Below are 14515 nucleotides of genomic sequence, written 5' to 3' on the forward strand. Positions count from 1 at the left end.
GGGAGTTATCCGTACAATCGACGCAGGAGGCGCGGGCGACGCGACGGCTTCGCGCCGGACCGCCGCCGACGGACAGAACGCGGAAGGACGAACACATGACAGACGACGAACGAGACTATTTCGAACGACTGGTCGATCAGAACGCGCTCCGAGAGTACCTCGCGGACCGATTGGGAGCGGTCGAAGACTACGCCGTCAGACACCACGAGGAGGGCCACTCGAACGAGACGCTGTTCGTGACGTGGGGCGACCGGGAACTCGTCGTCCGGCGGCCACCTCCCGGCGAGACGGCCGACACCGCCCACGACGTGCTCCGGGAGTACCGCGTGATGGACGCGCTTCAGGACACCGCCGTCCCGCTTCCGACGACCGTGCTGGCCTGCGAGGACCACGCCGTCCTCGGGAGCGACTTCTACGTGATGGAGCGCGTCGAAGGCGACGTCCTCCGCGAGAGCGAACCCGACCGCTTCGGGACGGCCGACGCCCGCCGCGGCGTCGGCGAGGAGTTGGTCGATACGCTCGCGGCGATTCACGCCGTGGACTACGAGGCGGTCGGACTCGGCGAGTTCGGCCGCCCCGCGGGGTACACCGAGCGGCAGGTCGAGCGCTGGACCAAGCAACTCGACTGGGCGTTCGGGCGGACCGCCGACGAGCGAGCGGTGCCGGAACTGCGGGAGGTCGGCGACTGGCTCGCCGACGAGTGCCCGACCGACCGCGAACGCGCGCTGGTTCACGGCGACTACAAACTCGACAACGTGCTGTTCGCGCCGGGCACGCCCCCGGAACTGGCCGCGGTGCTCGACTGGGAGATGGCGACGCTCGGCGACCCGCTGGCGGACCTCGGGTGGATGCTGTCGTACTGGCGCGACCCCGGCGACCCGGACCCCGCCACGCCCGAACTGACTGCCACGTTCATGGCGGCCGAGGAGTACCCGACTCGGCGGGAATTGGTCGAGCGCTACGAGCGCGCGACCGGCATCGAGTACGACCACGACCGGTTCTACCGGGCGCTCGCGGTGTACAAGCTCGCCGCGCTGGGCGAGATGTTCTACCGGCGGTACCTCGAAGGCAACAGCGACGACCCGCTGTACCCGAAGATGGAACGCCGAGTGCCGGACCTCGCCGAACGCGCGCTGCGAATCATCGACGGCGACGAACCGCTCTGAGGCTCCGCGAAGGATCTCGGAGGACCTCGGAGCGCGCCGCGCCGTTCAGCTCCGAGGGCAACTCGCCTAACAAAATTCGTCCATTCAGAGAAACGCGTTCCGATATTTCTCGAAGGCCCATAATAATTTACAGCGGTAACTTTTCCCGGTGGAGTTAAGATGGAATGTCACGAAACGGAGCATCGTATGACCGTTTCTGACATCCAGAGCGTGACCGTCCTCGGAGCGGGGAACATGGGCCACGGCATCGCGGAGGTCGCCGCGATGGCCGGGTACGACGTGACGATGCGAGACGTCGAGGCGGACCTCGTCGAGGACGGCTACGACGACATCGAGTGGAGTCTGGAGAAACTGGCCGAGAAAGACCGACTCGACGAGTCCGTCGAGGAGGTACTGGCACGCATCGACACTACGACCGACCTCGAAGCCGCGGTCGCGGAGGCGGACTTCGTAATCGAGGCCGCGCCCGAGCGGATGGACCTCAAGAAGGGCATCTTCGGCGACCTAGACGAGTTCGCGCCCGACGACGCGATACTGGCGTCGAACACCTCCAGTCTGAGTATCACCGAGATGGCGACCGCGACTTCCCGGCCCGAGCAGGTGGTGGGGATGCACTTCTTCAACCCGCCGGTGCGGATGGACCTCGTGGAGGTCATCTACGGCGAGGAGACCAGCGACGACACCGCCGAGACGGCCTACGAGTTCGTGGAGTCGCTCGGCAAGACGCCCATCTACGTCCGGAAGGACGTGAACGGCTTCGTCGTCAACACGGTCCTCGGGCCGTTCACCGGCGAACCCGCATGGACGGTTTCGAACGGTGAGGCCGAGATACGCGAGGCCGACGCCGCGATGGTTCACCGCCGAGGCTACCCGATGGGTCCCTTCGAACTCGCGGACCTCACCGGCATCGACGTGGGCTATCACGTTCGAGAAGAGGCGGGCCGACCGATTCCGCCGATTACGGAGCAGAAAGTCGAGGACGACGAACTCGGCCGGAAGACAGGGACGGGATTCTACGACTACGAGGACGGCGACGGCGCGGACTACGAACCCGGCGACGGCGAGGAGTTCGACACCCTGCGCGTCGAGGCCCGGATGATAAACGAGGCCGCGCGACTCGTCGGCGACGGCGTGGCCACGCCCGACGAGGTCGATACCGGGGTCAAACTCGGTCTCGGTTTCCCGGAGGGCATCTGCCGGCGGGCTGACAAAATCGGCCTCGACGCGGTCCTCGACAAACTCCGGACCCTCCACGAGGAGACCGGCGACGACCGGTTCGCGCCCGACGACTACCTCGTGGAACTGGTCGAGTCGGGGAAGACGGGCGAAGACGCCGGCGCGGGCTTCCACGAGTACGGCGATTCGGGCGGCGACGGACCGGGCGACTACCGCCTGCTGAACTACGACCTGTCCGACGACGGCCTCCTCGAAGTCGAACTCGACCGGCCCGAACGCATGAACGCGCTCTCGGCGGACCTGCTGGGCGAGATAGACGACCTGCTCTCGTCGGTGGACGCCGACGAGGTTCGCTGTGTTACCTTCGAGGGCGCGGGCGACCGGGCGTTCAGCGCCGGGGCCGACATCGGCGGATTCGCCGACTTGGAACCGACCGACGCGATGGACGTGACGCCCGCGTTCGAGACGGTCAACGACTTCGAGCGTCCGGTAATCGCCAAAATCGACGGCTACTGCCTCGGCGCTGGACTGGAACTCGCGCTGGCCTGCGACCTCCGTATCGCGACCGAGGACTCCCAGTTCGGGTCGCCCGAAATCGGGCTCGGACTCATCCCCGGCGGCGGCGGCACGCAGCGTCTGCTCCGAGTCCTCGGCGAGACGCGGGCCAAGGAACTCGTGTTCCGAGGCAATCGCATCGACGCCGACCGCGCCGAGGATTGGGGACTGGTCAACCGCGCCGTCCCCGAATCGGAGTTCGAGGACACCGTCTCCGAGTTCGTGGCGGACGTGCTGGAGGGGCCGCCGGTCGGACTCAAAGTCGCCAAGAAGGTGATGAACGAGGGCGCGGACGCCAGCCTCGACGCCGCCCTCGCGATGGAGAGTCAGGGCTTCGGCCTGCTGATGAGCACCGACGACGTGCGCGAGGGGACCGCGGCGTTCCGCGACGACCGCGACCCCGAGTTCACCGGGGAGTGAGATGAGCGAGGAGTTCGCCGCGGGCGAGGACCCGCCCGCGGACGCGACGGCCGAGATGCAGGCGTTCGTGGACCGCCACGGCTACCTCTCGTGGCTCGGCGTGACCGTCGAGGCGGTCGAGCGCGGCCGACTCGTCATGTCCGTCCCGTACGACGAGAAGTTGGTCAACCCCGACCCCGACGGCACCGCCGTCGTCCACGGCGGCATCGCCGCGACGCTGGTGGACACCGCCAGCGGGTTCGCCCTGCGGACCACGTTCGAGGCCCCGGCCGAGGCCGCGCTCACGACCACCGACCTGAACGTCTCGTACCTCCGGCCCGCGACGGGCGACCTCCGGGCCGAGGCCGAGGTGGTACGGGCCGGCGGGTCGATGGGCGTGACCGAAGTCACCGTCACGAGCGAGCGACCCGACGACGAGGAACCGACCGAAGTCGCGGTCGGACGCGCGAGCTATCGGCTGTTCCGGGAGGGAGAGACGTGACGCTGTCGTTCGACGAACTCGACGTGGGCCGCCGGATTACCACCCCGTCCCGGACCGTCACCGAGGCCGACGTGACCAACTTCGCGGGCGTGAGCGGCGATTTCAATCCCATCCACACGAGCGCGACCGAGGCGGCCGAGTCGGACTTCGGCGAGCGAGTCGCTCACGGCGCACTCGTGTTCTCGATGATGACCGGTCTCGTGCGGCGCGCGGGCGACCGGCGCGCCGACGTGGTGGCGTTCTACGGCGTGGACCGCCTCCGGTTCACCGCGCCGGTCGAGTTCGGCGACACGATTCGGGTCGAGATGGAACTGGTCGAGACGGAACCCAAGGAGCATCCGACCGCGAGCGGCGTCGTCCGGTACGACGCCGAGGTGCTGAACCAGCGCGACGAGACGGTGCTGTCGTGCGAACTGCTCTCGCTGGTGAAGTAGGGACGATGGGAGCCTCACGGGGCGATCGTTCGGAACGGTCGCCCCGGCGCTCACCGAACGGTTCTCCGGGCGTTCACTCCCCGGAGACGGACCGGACGCTCGTGAACTCGAATCGCGCGCCGCCGGCCTCGCTCTCGGTGACGGCGTACTCCCACCCGTACACCGCCGCGAGTTTCCGGACGAACGCCAACCCGATTCCACTACCCCCGCTGTCCGCGCTGGTCGTGTACCCCTCCTCGAACACCGCGTCGCTGTCCTCGGCCGAGATGCCCGACCCGTCGTCGGCGACGTAGAAGCCACCGACGGACTCGTCCGTCGAGGCTCCACTCGCTCCACTCGCTTCGCTCGCGGAGCCGTCGGATAGCTCGCCGACCGTGACGGTCACGTCGGCCCCGCCGTGTTCGACCGCGTTCTCGAGGAGGTTGCGGAACAGGTGTTCGACGTACGTCTCGTCGGCCTCGATTACGTCGTCGATTTCGGAGCGGAGTTCGGCGTCGGGCGCGTCCACGTCCGCCCACGCCCGTTCGGCGACGGCCGAGAGGTCCACCGGCGCGCGCTCGCCGACCGCTTCGCGCCCCCTGGTCAGCACCAGCATCACGTCGACCATGTCCTCGATGCGGTCGAACGCCTCGGTCACGTACTCGACCGCCTCGGACTCCGACTCGTCGGGTAGCTGTTGGCTGTAAATCTGGCCGATCATGGTCGGATTCCGGAGTTCGTGGGCGAGCATGCTGGCGAAGTTTTCGAGCCGACCGTTCTTCTGTTCGAGTTCCTCCTCGCGGTGGGTGCGTTCGAGTTCGTAGCTCATGCACTGGCCCATCAGTTCGAGGAACGTCTGTTCGGCGTCGGTGAACGACGCGTCCCGCGGCGAGAGGGCCGTGAAACAGATAGTGCCGTACGCGTCGTCGCCCACCGTCAGTTGCACCCCGGCGTAACACGCGAGGCCGAACTCGTGGTAGAGGGCGTCGCCCTCCCAGCCGGCGGCCTCGGCGTCGGCGACGCTGACCGGACTCCCCGTCTCGACGACCTTCCGACAGTAGTTGTCCGTCAGCGGTGGCGTGAGCGACCCTTCCCCGAGTTCGGGGTGGCTGCCGTGCATCTGCTTTATCTCGAACGCCTCCTCGCGTTCGCGGGTCACCATCCCCACTGGGAGGTCGAGGTGTTCGCACCCCAACTCCAGCAGTCGCTGGAACTTCTCGTCGGTCGATAGCTCGTTGTCGGCCGTAATCTCGTAGAGTTCCCGCTGGGACTGCTTGTGTTCGCGGTGTTCGAGTTCGTAGCTCACCCACTGACCCATCAGTTCGATGAAGGTGCGCTCGGTGTCCGAGAACTGGCGGCTGCGCGCCTCCGTGCTCCCGAACCAGAGCGTCCCGTACGGGGAGGTCCCGCTCGACACCTTCGTGCCGAGGTAGCTCGTCAGCCCGAACTCCCGGTGAATCGAGTCCTCGGCCCAGTCGGTGCCGCCCACGTCCGCCACGCTGACCGGTTCCTCGCTCTCGATGGTCTGGCGACAGAAACAGCCGTAGCCTGGTTCCGACCAGAGTTCCTCGTCGTCGCCGACGCCGAGGCCGACCCCCTTCTCCAACCGGAACTCGCCGTCCCACGACGGGAGGTGGTTCAGCCCCGCCATCTCGAGACCGAATCGCTCGCGTCCCAACTCGAACAGCCGTTCGAGTTTCTCCTCGAACGATAGGTTGGGGTCGGACGTTATCTCGTAGCTCTCGCGCAGGAACGCTTCGCGCTGGCGGCGTCCGAGTTCGTTGCCCATCCACTGGCCTATCAGGTCGAGGAACGCCCGCTCTCCGCGGGTGTACTGCTGCTCGCGGGGCGACTCGGACGCGAAACACAGCGTCCCGTACTCCTCGCCGCCGGCGTGGACGGTGGTCCCGAAGTAGGCGTCCAGTCCGAACCGTTCGTAGGCCGGGCCGTCCTTCCACCCGGCGTTCGCGGCGTCTCGGACGGCTATGGAACCGGGCGACGCGAGCAACTTCTCGCAGTACGTGCCGCAGAGCGAGTCCGTGACGCCCGGCCGAATTTGCTCGCTGGGACCGACGGCGTCGACGATGGTGAACGTGTCGTCGCCGTCGGTGCGAGTGAAGTATCCGATTTCGAGGTCGAACCGCTCGGTTCCGAACTCCAGCAGACGGCGTATCTTCTCCTCGAACGAGCGGGTCGCGTCGGACGTTATCTCGTAGAACCTCTGTTGGTCCCGCTCGCGTCGCCGGAGCGTGGCCTCCGCCACGGTTCGGTCCCGGAGCGTCCGGAGCATTCGCTCGTTCTCGCTGCCGGGCGCTTCCGGCCCGAAGAACTCCTCGGGCGGCGTGTAGTAGAAGTTGTGACAGACCTCCCCGTCGTAGACGAGATGGGGATGGGTTCGGATGACGTTTTGGATGGTCTCCGGCCCGAACTGCCCGCGGTCGTACTGACAGAGCGCGAGGCAGTCCTCGTCGGCGAAGAGGTCGTTGACCTTCGACTCGTACTCCATGAACTGCTCGACCGTCGCGGTGTCGTCCCGGAGCCACGTCGTTCCGGCGACGATGCGGAGCGCTTCGTACTCCTCGGTGGCGGCCGCGACGACGTCGGCGTAGAACTCGACCATCTCGTTCGGGGAGAACGACCCGTCGCGGAGATAGGTCTCCTGCACGGTGTGGAACGAGAGCGCTCCCGAATCGAGCGCGGTATCGAGGTCGAGTCCGGCGTCCCGCGCCGCCGCCCTGACCTCGGCTTCGGCGGTTTCGTCGACGATGAACATGACGCGCTCGCCGCGTTCGAGGCCGCGACGGACGAGCGGGACGGCGGCGGCGAACCGCTCGTCGGTCGTCTCGTAGATGTGCGCGAAGTGGTCGTTGCAGGCGTGGTCGCTGAGTCGATCGACGGGCCCCCGAACGCCTGACTCGACTGATACGCCTCGAATTCGGTTCCGAGGGTTCGAGACGAGTTCGCTGTGGCGTTCGGGGATGCGTGTTCGCTCACGTCGCCGTCCCCCTCCTCGTCCGGCGAAACGTCTCCGACCACAGTGGTGTTCTCATAGGAACGAACAGTGGTTGGGCGGGGAAAAAGATACTGCAGGCCAGCGAAATTCGTTACCACGGACCACGACGAGGCGGTCGCCAACCGCCGGGGGTGCGCGCTGTACGCGGCGTTCGTCCGGCGCTCGGCGGCGGACGTGACGTCTGTCGGTACTCGACGGGAGAGAGACGAACGGTCCCGTGACGCCGCTACTCCGGATGTTCGCCGTTCAGTCCCTCGAATATCTCGGGGTCGGTGCCGAACTTCAGCACGTTGTGGATGACCGAGTTGCGGATGTTAGCGATGACGTCGCCGTGTTCCTTGTAGCACTCGTGAATCCAGCGCGACTCGGCCTCCCGCGTGGGGAACATCATCACCGTCTTCCACTGGTACTCGCCGTCCGAGAGGAAGTAAAAGAGGGTGTGCGGGTCGTCGCGGATGTACTCCATCGCGTCGCGCCACCCGTCCTCGAAGTTCTCGGCGTTGAACTTGAACTCGAACAGCCCGAAGATGTAGTACTGCTCGTTGGGGATGATGGCCTCCCGGAACACGCCCTCGTTGCGCATCTCCCGGATGGACTCGCTGACCGTGACGTGGGACACCTCGATGTCGTACTCCTCAGCGAGGATGGTCGTCAGTTCCCGCGAGGAGAGTTGCGGGTCCCGCGTCAACTCCCGCAGGATGGCGATGTCCCTGTCCTTGAAACTCCAGTTCGGTGATTCGGTTCCGTCGGTCATGGTCTTGGCTTCCCGCGAGCGGTTTATGACGCTTCCCCTTCGCTCAGGAACGACTCGAGTCGGTCGCGGTACGCCTCCGTGCGGTCCTCGACCACCCAGTGATAGGCCCGGTCCAGCGTGGACAACTCCGCGTCCTGCAGGTCGTCTTCGAGTCGTTCGGCGTACGAGACCGGTTGGAGCACGTCGTCGCCGCCCCACAGCAACAGCGTCTCGGCGGTGATGGCTCCGTAGTCGAGTTCCGTGGTGTGGTTGGTGTTGGTCGCCACCGCGTTCCGCGAGAGCGACAGTTTCCCCGCCTCGGTCTGCCACGGCGCTTTCATCCCGGCCACGAACTCCTCGTGGCCCTCGTCGTCGTAGAGGCCGTCGGCGAACGCGAAGTCGAGTTTGGCGTCGAGTTCCTCGTCGGTCGTCTCCTCAGCCGCGGAGGGGAGTCCCAGGTCGTTGACGAACTCGACCGGCCACGAGTCGTAGCAGACCGCGTTCGAGAGGACCAACTGGTCCACGACGTCCGGCTCGTGACTCGCGTACCGGAGCGCGACCCCGCCGCCGATGTCGTGGGCCACCAGCGCGACGGTCTCGACGCCGAGGCGGTCGAGCAGGGCGTCGAGCATCGCTTCCTGTGCACGGATGGACCGGTCGAACCCGTCGGCCATCGCGGAGTTGCCGTAGCCGAGCAGGTCGGGCGCGATTACGCGCCGGTCCTCGGCGATTTCGGGAGCGATATCGCGCCAGAGGAACGACCACGTCGGGATGCCGTGGACGAAGACGACCGGCGGTTCGTCGTCGTTGGATTCACCGTCGCTATAGTACGCCACCTCCAACTCGTGACCGTCCACGGTCACGGTCGCCGTCCCCTGTCGGTCGCTCCACTCCTCGTGTCCCGGCATCACTGGAGGTTGTCGGCGATGATGTTCTTCTGAATCTCGCTGGTCCCCTCGTATATCTTCGTGATGCGGGCGTCGCGGTAGTAGCGCTCGACGGGGTGGTCGGTGACGAACCCGGCCCCGCCGTGGACCTGAATCGCCTCGTCGGCCACGTCCACGGCGTGTTCGCTGGCGAACAGTTTGGCCATGCTCGCGAACTGGGTCGCCATCTGGTCGTCGCCGCCCTCGACGTACGACGCCGCCCGGTAGGCGAGCGACCGGGCCGCCTCGACGTTGGTCGCCATCTCCGCGAGCTTGTGCTCGATTGCCTGAAAGTCGCCGATCTTCTGGCCGAACTGCTCGCGCTCGTCGGCGTAGTCGAGCGCCGCGTCGAGCGCGGCCTGCGCGGTTCCGACGGCTTGGGCCGCGACGCTGGTTCGCCCGCTGGCGAAGAAGTCCATCAACTGGTAGAACCCCTTGTCTACTTCGCCGATGACGTTCTCCTCGGGGACGCGCACGTCGTCGAGGACGACCTCCGCGAGGTCGGAGGCCCGGATGCCGAGTTTGTTGTCTATCTTCTCGGTCCGGAAGCCCTCCGCGTCGGTCGGGACGAGGAACGCGGTGATGCCGCGGTGGCCCTCGTCGGGCGAGGTCTTGGTCATCACGACCGCTACGTCGGCGACGGTGCCGTTGGTTATCCACATCTTGTTGCCGTTTATCACGTACTCGTCGCCGTCTTCCTCCGCGGTTGCACCGCTCCGGTTCGAGGCGCTTTGCGCCTCGCTCTTCTCCGCCCGCGTCTCGATGCCCGCGACGTTCGAGCCGTGGGCGGGTTCGGAGATGCAGCTACAGCACGCCGACTCGCCCGACGCGATGCGGGTCAGCCACTCGTCTTTCATCCACTCGTCGCCGTACTTCCGAATCATGTTCGAGCCGAACCCGCGGCTCCCGATGGCGCTCCCGATGCCGGGGTCGGCCCGCCAGAGTTCCTCGGTGACGATGATGGCCGACAACGTGTCCATCCCCGCGCCGCCGTACTCCACCGGGATGGACGGGGCCACGAAGTCGAGGTCCGCCGCCTTCTGAACGAGGTCGGCTGGGTACTTCTTCTCCTCGTCGTGCTCTCGGGCGACCGGTCGAATCTCCTCCTCGCCGAACTCGCGAACGGCCTCGCGTATCGCACGCTGCTCGTCTGACAAGCGAAATGCCATACCGGGATATATCCTTCCAATAAAAAGTATCTTGGGTGGTGCGGGAACTACTGTTAACGAAAATTGCCTCATTCGCGTACATCCGGGCACAGATTTATGTTCGCGAACGTTCACCGACTCGGTATGCGAGCCGCAGTCTTGCGTGAATACGGCGAACCCCTCGAAATCGAGACCGTCGAACGCCCCGACCCCGACCCGGACGGGGTAGTCATCGAGACCGAAGCCTGCGGCATCTGTCGCAGCGACTGGCACGCGTGGCAGGGCGACTGGGACTGGATCGGCGCGAAGCCGCCGAGAGGACAGATTCTCGGCCACGAACCGGCCGGGACCGTCGTGGCGGTCGGCGAGGACGTGACCCGCCTCAGCGAGGGCGACAGCGTCGCCGTCCCGTTCAACCTCAGCGACGGCACCTGTCCGACGTGCCGCAACGGACACGCGAACGTCTGCGAGAACGTCGTGCCGCTGGGTCTCGCGGAGGCCGCGCCGGGCGCGTTCGCCGAGGAAGTCCACGTCCCGGTCGCCGACCAGAACGCCGTCAGGCTCCCCGACGCCGTCTCGCCGGTCGCGATGGCGGGTCTCGGCTGTCGGTTCGTCACGGCGTTCCACGCGCTCGTTCACCGGGCGGACGTGACCGCGGGCGACTGGGTCGCGGTCCACGGCTGTGGCGGCGTCGGCCTCTCGGCGGTCCACGTCGCCGACGCCGTCGGCGCGAACGTCGTGGCGGTCGATCTGGCCGACGAGAAGCTGTCGAAGGCCGAGGAGTTGGGGGCGGTCGAGACCGTGAACGCGTCCGAGACCGAGAACGTCCCTCGCGCTATCGCCGGTATCACCGACGGCGGCGCGCACGTTTCGGTAGACGCGCTCGGCATCGCCGAGACCTGCCGCAACTCCGTGAGTTGTCTCCGTCGTCGGGGCCAGCACGTCCAAATCGGTCTCACGACGCAGGACGAACGGGGGAGCGTGACCCTCCCGACCGACGCGATGGTGATGAAGGAGATAGATTTCCTCGGGTCGTTCGGAATGCAACCCCCGCGCTACGACGAGATATTCCGGATGGTCGAAACGGGGAGCCTCGACCCCAGCGCCGTCGTCTCCGAGACGGTGACGCTCGACGACGTGCCCGACCGCCTCGCCGCGATGAGCGACTACGAGACGATGGGCATCCCGGTCGTGGACGAGTTCTGAGCATCGGAGACGGTGAGGACAGAAGTACCGACTCCGTCCCTCGAGCAGGGAGATGCGTCGCTCAGATATCGATTCTGCAACACGTCCCCTCGACGAGGTTTTCCTCGTCGATGTGCGCGGACAGGCAGGCGTAGTTACAGAACTGCCCCGTCGGTTCACGCTCGTCGCCTCGCTGTTCCGCCACGAACAGCGCGTCGTGTTCGGACACGTCGCTCCCGCAGTAGGTGCAGTCGTCGGTCACGTCCGAACGGAGGTGACGAACGCAGTAAGTCGTTTTCCCGCCACCCGGATAGCGGACGGTTAACTTCTCCCGCGTCTCCGAGAAGGGTTCGTCGGTGTTACTCCGCGTCGGCGTTCCGCGTCGCGTCGAGACGCCCGCGAACTCGCTCGGCGAACGCCTCGCGGTTCACGACCGCGTGGCGCATCCGGCCCTCGGCCGCGACGCCCCCGCGGTCCTCCACCGTCGCGCTGGAGGTTATCTGACCGCTCTCGGCGTCCACCTCCTCGACCTCGATAGCGACCGCGACCGCCTCGCCCGCGGGCGTCGGCGCGAGGTGGTCGCACTCGATTCGAACGCCGACGATGCGGTGGCCCTCGGGGAGTTTCGGAACCACGCCGTCGTAGACGGTCTGCTCCATGAAGCCGATTATCTCCGGCGTGGCGGCGACTTCGACGCCCTCGGCGACCGTCTGGGGTTCCATCTGCCCGGCCTCCCACGTCGATTCGTGTGCGAGTCCCTCGCCGACCGCCGAGAGCGGGTCGTCGGTGTCGTCGGCCACGTCACCGCCCCTCGAATTTGGGTTCTCGGTCCTCGAGGAAGGCCCGCACGCCCTCTTCGTGATCGTCGGTCTCGAAGACGATGCCCTGAGCGGTCGCCTCGTCGGTCATCGCGCGCTGGACCGACTTGTCGAGGCCCTCGCCGAGCAGGCGCTTGGCGTGGCGGAGCGCCACCGTCGGGCCGGTCGCGACGCGGTCGACGAATTGGTCGGCCCGCTCGTCGAATTCCTCGGCCGGGTAGACGCGGTTGACCAGTCCGAGGTCGAGCGCCCGTTCGGCACCGACGAGTTCGCCCGTGAACACCAGTTCCTTGGCGACGTTCTCGCCGACGATTCGCGGGAGCAAGTAGGAGGTCCCGGCGTCGATGGAGAGACCGACCTGCCGGAAGCCGAACCCGACCGAGGCGTCGTCGCTGGCGAGTTGCACGTCGCAGGCGATGGCGAGGTTCGCGCCCGCCCCGAACGCCGCACCGTCTATCTTCGCGACCGTGGGGAGCGGGAAGGTGGCGAGGCGGGCGACGGTCTCGCTCGTCGTCCGTTCGAGTCGCCGGACCTGCTCGTCGAGCGACTCGTCGGACTCGAACCGCTCGCGCATCGCGGCGATGTCCCCGCCCGCCGAGAACGCCTCGCCCGCACCCTCGACGGCGACGCACCGGGCGTCGCTCTCGGCGATGTCGGCCAGCGCGTCGCGCACCTCGGCCGACATCTCGGTCGAGAGCGCGTTGCGCCGGTCCGGTTCGCTCAGGGTGACGGTCGCAACGCCGTCGGCGATGTCGAGAGCGACCGACTCCCCGGTCACTCGGTCCCCTCCGTCGTCTCGCGCTCCCGGAGTTCGAACTTCTGGACCTTGCCGGTGGTCGTCCGCGGAAGCTCTTCGACGAACTCGACCTCGCGGGGGTGCTTGTACTCGGCGAGCCTGTCCAGACAGAACTGCCGTATCTCGTCGGGGGTCACGTCGGCGTCCGGAACCGGCACCACGAACGCCTTCACCGTCTCGCCCCGGCGGTCGTCCGGAATCCCGACCACGGCGGCGTCCGCGACCGCCTCGTGTTCGAAGAGCAACTCCTCGACCTCGCGCGGATACACGTTGTAGCCGGCGGTGTTTATCATGTGCTTCTTGCGGTCCACGACGTAGAAGAAGCCGTCCTCGTCCCAGTAGCCGAGGTCGCCGGTGTGGAACCACCGCGTCCCGTCGCGCTCGGTGAACGCCGACTCGTTGGCCTCGGGCAGGCCGGCGTACCCCTTCATCACGTTCGGCCCGGCGACGACGAGTTCGCCCGTGACGCCGTCGAGGTCGGTCTCCTCCTCGTCTACGGGGCCCTTCTCGACCGGCGGGCGTTCCTCGAAGTCGTCGTCCACGATTTTCGCCTCGACGCCGGGAAGCGTCTTCCCGATGCTGCCGACCCGGCGACCCTGTTTCGGGCTGTTGAAGTGAGTCACCGGACTGGTCTCGGTCAGCCCGTACCCCTCGTATATCTTCACGTCGTACAGGTCCTCGAACTGCCGGAGGACTTCGACGGGGATACCGGACCCGCCTACGCCGGCGAGGCGGAGCGACGAGAGGTCGAACTCCTCGGCGTTCGGTTGGTTGATGACGTCGTTGTACATCGCCGGGACGCCGTGCATCAGCGTGAGGCCCTCGTCCTCGACCAGCGAGACGGCCTCTTGGGCGTCCCACTCGGGGAGCGGGTAGTACTCGCCGCCGTTGAACAGCGTCGCGTTCATCACCACCGTCATGCCGTAGATGTGGAACAGCGGGAGGACGCCCAGTTGCTTGTCGTTGGTCCGGATGCCCTCGGGCACGAGGTCCGCCGCCGTCTCGGCGTTCGACGCGAGATTCCGGTGGGTCAACTGCACGCCCTTCGGTTGCCCCGTCGTCCCGCTGGTGTACGGTTGGACTGCGACGTCGTCGTCGGCGCGGTCCACGACCGCGGGATTCTCGGCGCTGTCCGCGACCCCGGAATCGTCGGCGCTGTCCGCGAGGGTCGGCTCGTGGTCGTCGCCGAGGAACGCCTCGAAGTCGGTTCCCGCTTCGGCCGCCTCGCCGACGGTGACGACGTGTTCGAGGTCGGTGTCGTCGCGGACCTCCTCGACGAACGGCACGAGGTCCGAGAGCGTCACGACGGCGCGCGCGCCGCTGTCGGACAGCAGGTGGGCGATCTCTCGGGATTTGTACTGGGGGTTCATCGGCACGACGACGCCGCCCGCCCGGAGCGTCCCGTGGAACGCGGTTACGAACTGAGGGACGTTCGGCAGGTACACCGCGACGCGGTCGCCCTCGCCGATGCCTCGGTCGTCCAGTCCCGCGGCGAACTGGCCGGTTCGCGCCCAGAACTCGCCGTAGGTTACGTCCCGTCCTCGGAAGGAGAGCGCGACCGCGTCCGGTTGCTCCGCCGCGACCGATTGAATGTTCGTGGCAAGGTTTGCCATGTAGTTGGGTATCGTATTTCAACCTCTAAAGAGTTACCCTCGCCAGAACCAATTTTTCTACTGAGTGCGGTA

At 66.9% G+C, this 14515-nt stretch carries 13 protein-coding genes; 5 read left to right on the plus strand and 8 right to left on the minus strand.

Annotated features, from left to right (window positions below):
* The first annotated feature begins 95 nt into the window (after positions 1-95).
* The 4 genes from M0R88_RS10190 (at position 96) to M0R88_RS10205 (ending at position 4232) form a co-directional block, all read left to right on the plus strand.
* Positions 96-1166, plus strand: a complete 1071-nt coding sequence (locus tag M0R88_RS10190) for a phosphotransferase family protein (RefSeq protein WP_248653405.1) — start codon at positions 96-98, stop codon at positions 1164-1166.
* Between the two features lie 186 nt (positions 1167-1352).
* The gene (locus tag M0R88_RS10195) at positions 1353-3317 is read left to right on the plus strand and encodes a 3-hydroxyacyl-CoA dehydrogenase/enoyl-CoA hydratase family protein (protein WP_248653406.1); all 1965 of its coding nucleotides are present in this window, start codon (positions 1353-1355) and stop codon (positions 3315-3317) included.
* A 1-nt stretch (position 3318) separates the two neighbouring features.
* Positions 3319-3798 (plus strand): PaaI family thioesterase, encoded by a 480-nt coding sequence (locus tag M0R88_RS10200; RefSeq protein WP_248653407.1) that lies wholly within the window; start codon positions 3319-3321, stop codon positions 3796-3798.
* On the plus strand, positions 3795-4232 hold the full coding sequence (locus M0R88_RS10205) for a MaoC/PaaZ C-terminal domain-containing protein (protein WP_248653408.1): 438 nt from the start codon (positions 3795-3797) through the stop codon (positions 4230-4232). The genes M0R88_RS10200 and M0R88_RS10205 overlap by 4 nt, the downstream gene beginning before the upstream one ends.
* Before the next feature lie 73 nt (positions 4233-4305).
* Here the strand turns inward: M0R88_RS10205 and M0R88_RS10210 are convergent, their stop codons facing one another.
* The 4 genes from M0R88_RS10210 to M0R88_RS10225 form a co-directional block, all read right to left on the minus strand.
* A complete protein-coding gene (locus tag M0R88_RS10210) occupies positions 4306-7191 on the minus strand; it encodes an MEDS domain-containing protein (RefSeq protein WP_368409384.1) in 2886 nt (961 codons plus the stop codon).
* A 259-nt stretch (positions 7192-7450) separates the two neighbouring features.
* Complete coding sequence (locus M0R88_RS10215; RefSeq protein ID WP_248653409.1) at positions 7451-7978, minus strand: Lrp/AsnC family transcriptional regulator; 528 nt, start codon at positions 7976-7978, stop codon at positions 7451-7453.
* A gap of 23 nt (positions 7979-8001) precedes the next feature.
* The gene (locus M0R88_RS10220; RefSeq protein WP_248653410.1) at positions 8002-8865 is read right to left on the minus strand and encodes an alpha/beta fold hydrolase; all 864 of its coding nucleotides are present in this window, start codon (positions 8863-8865) and stop codon (positions 8002-8004) included.
* Positions 8865-10052 (minus strand): acyl-CoA dehydrogenase family protein, encoded by a 1188-nt coding sequence (locus tag M0R88_RS10225; RefSeq protein WP_248653411.1) that lies wholly within the window; start codon positions 10050-10052, stop codon positions 8865-8867. The genes M0R88_RS10220 and M0R88_RS10225 overlap by 1 nt, the downstream gene beginning before the upstream one ends.
* Before the next feature lie 123 nt (positions 10053-10175).
* Between M0R88_RS10225 and M0R88_RS10230 the strand changes: the two genes are divergently transcribed.
* A complete protein-coding gene (locus M0R88_RS10230) occupies positions 10176-11237 on the plus strand; it encodes a zinc-dependent alcohol dehydrogenase family protein (RefSeq protein ID WP_248653412.1) in 1062 nt (353 codons plus the stop codon).
* A 61-nt stretch (positions 11238-11298) separates the two neighbouring features.
* Here the strand turns inward: M0R88_RS10230 and M0R88_RS10235 are convergent, their stop codons facing one another.
* The 4 genes from M0R88_RS10235 to M0R88_RS10250 all read right to left on the minus strand — a co-directional run bounded on the left by M0R88_RS10235 (position 11299) and on the right by M0R88_RS10250 (position 14443).
* Positions 11299-11478, minus strand: a complete 180-nt coding sequence (locus tag M0R88_RS10235) for a hypothetical protein (protein WP_248653413.1) — start codon at positions 11476-11478, stop codon at positions 11299-11301.
* A 97-nt stretch (positions 11479-11575) separates the two neighbouring features.
* Positions 11576-12016 (minus strand): thioesterase family protein, encoded by a 441-nt coding sequence (locus M0R88_RS10240; protein WP_248653414.1) that lies wholly within the window; start codon positions 12014-12016, stop codon positions 11576-11578.
* A gap of 1 nt (position 12017) precedes the next feature.
* Positions 12018-12812 carry an enoyl-CoA hydratase/isomerase family protein gene (locus M0R88_RS10245; RefSeq protein ID WP_248653415.1) on the minus strand — a complete coding sequence of 265 codons (795 nt, stop codon included), beginning with the start codon at positions 12810-12812 and terminating at the stop codon, positions 12018-12020.
* The gene (locus tag M0R88_RS10250) at positions 12809-14443 is read right to left on the minus strand and encodes a long-chain-fatty-acid--CoA ligase (RefSeq protein ID WP_248653416.1); all 1635 of its coding nucleotides are present in this window, start codon (positions 14441-14443) and stop codon (positions 12809-12811) included. The genes M0R88_RS10245 and M0R88_RS10250 overlap by 4 nt, the downstream gene beginning before the upstream one ends.
* Positions 14444-14515 lie beyond the last annotated feature (72 nt).

It is taken from the genome of Halorussus gelatinilyticus (assembly GCF_023238445.1).
Lineage (GTDB): Archaea > Halobacteriota > Halobacteria > Halobacteriales > Haladaptataceae > Halorussus > Halorussus gelatinilyticus.

What these genes read in the sequence shown, in the direction of transcription:
- M0R88_RS10190 (WP_248653405.1), top strand. Translation starts at nt 96, where the DNA reads ATGACAGACGACGAACGAGACTATTTCGAACGACTGGTCGATCAGAAC.
- M0R88_RS10195 (WP_248653406.1), top strand. Translation starts at nt 1,353, where the DNA reads ATGACCGTTTCTGACATCCAGAGCGTGACCGTCCTCGGAGCGGGGAAC.
- M0R88_RS10200 (WP_248653407.1), top strand. Translation starts at nt 3,319, where the DNA reads ATGAGCGAGGAGTTCGCCGCGGGCGAGGACCCGCCCGCGGACGCGACG.
- M0R88_RS10215 (WP_248653409.1), bottom strand. Translation starts at nt 7,978, where the DNA reads ATGACCGACGGAACCGAATCACCGAACTGGAGTTTCAAGGACAGGGAC.
- M0R88_RS10220 (WP_248653410.1), bottom strand. Translation starts at nt 8,865, where the DNA reads ATGCCGGGACACGAGGAGTGGAGCGACCGACAGGGGACGGCGACCGTG.
- M0R88_RS10225 (WP_248653411.1), bottom strand. Translation starts at nt 10,052, where the DNA reads ATGGCATTTCGCTTGTCAGACGAGCAGCGTGCGATACGCGAGGCCGTT.
- M0R88_RS10230 (WP_248653412.1), top strand. Translation starts at nt 10,176, where the DNA reads ATGCGAGCCGCAGTCTTGCGTGAATACGGCGAACCCCTCGAAATCGAG.
- M0R88_RS10250 (WP_248653416.1), bottom strand. Translation starts at nt 14,443, where the DNA reads ATGGCAAACCTTGCCACGAACATTCAATCGGTCGCGGCGGAGCAACCG.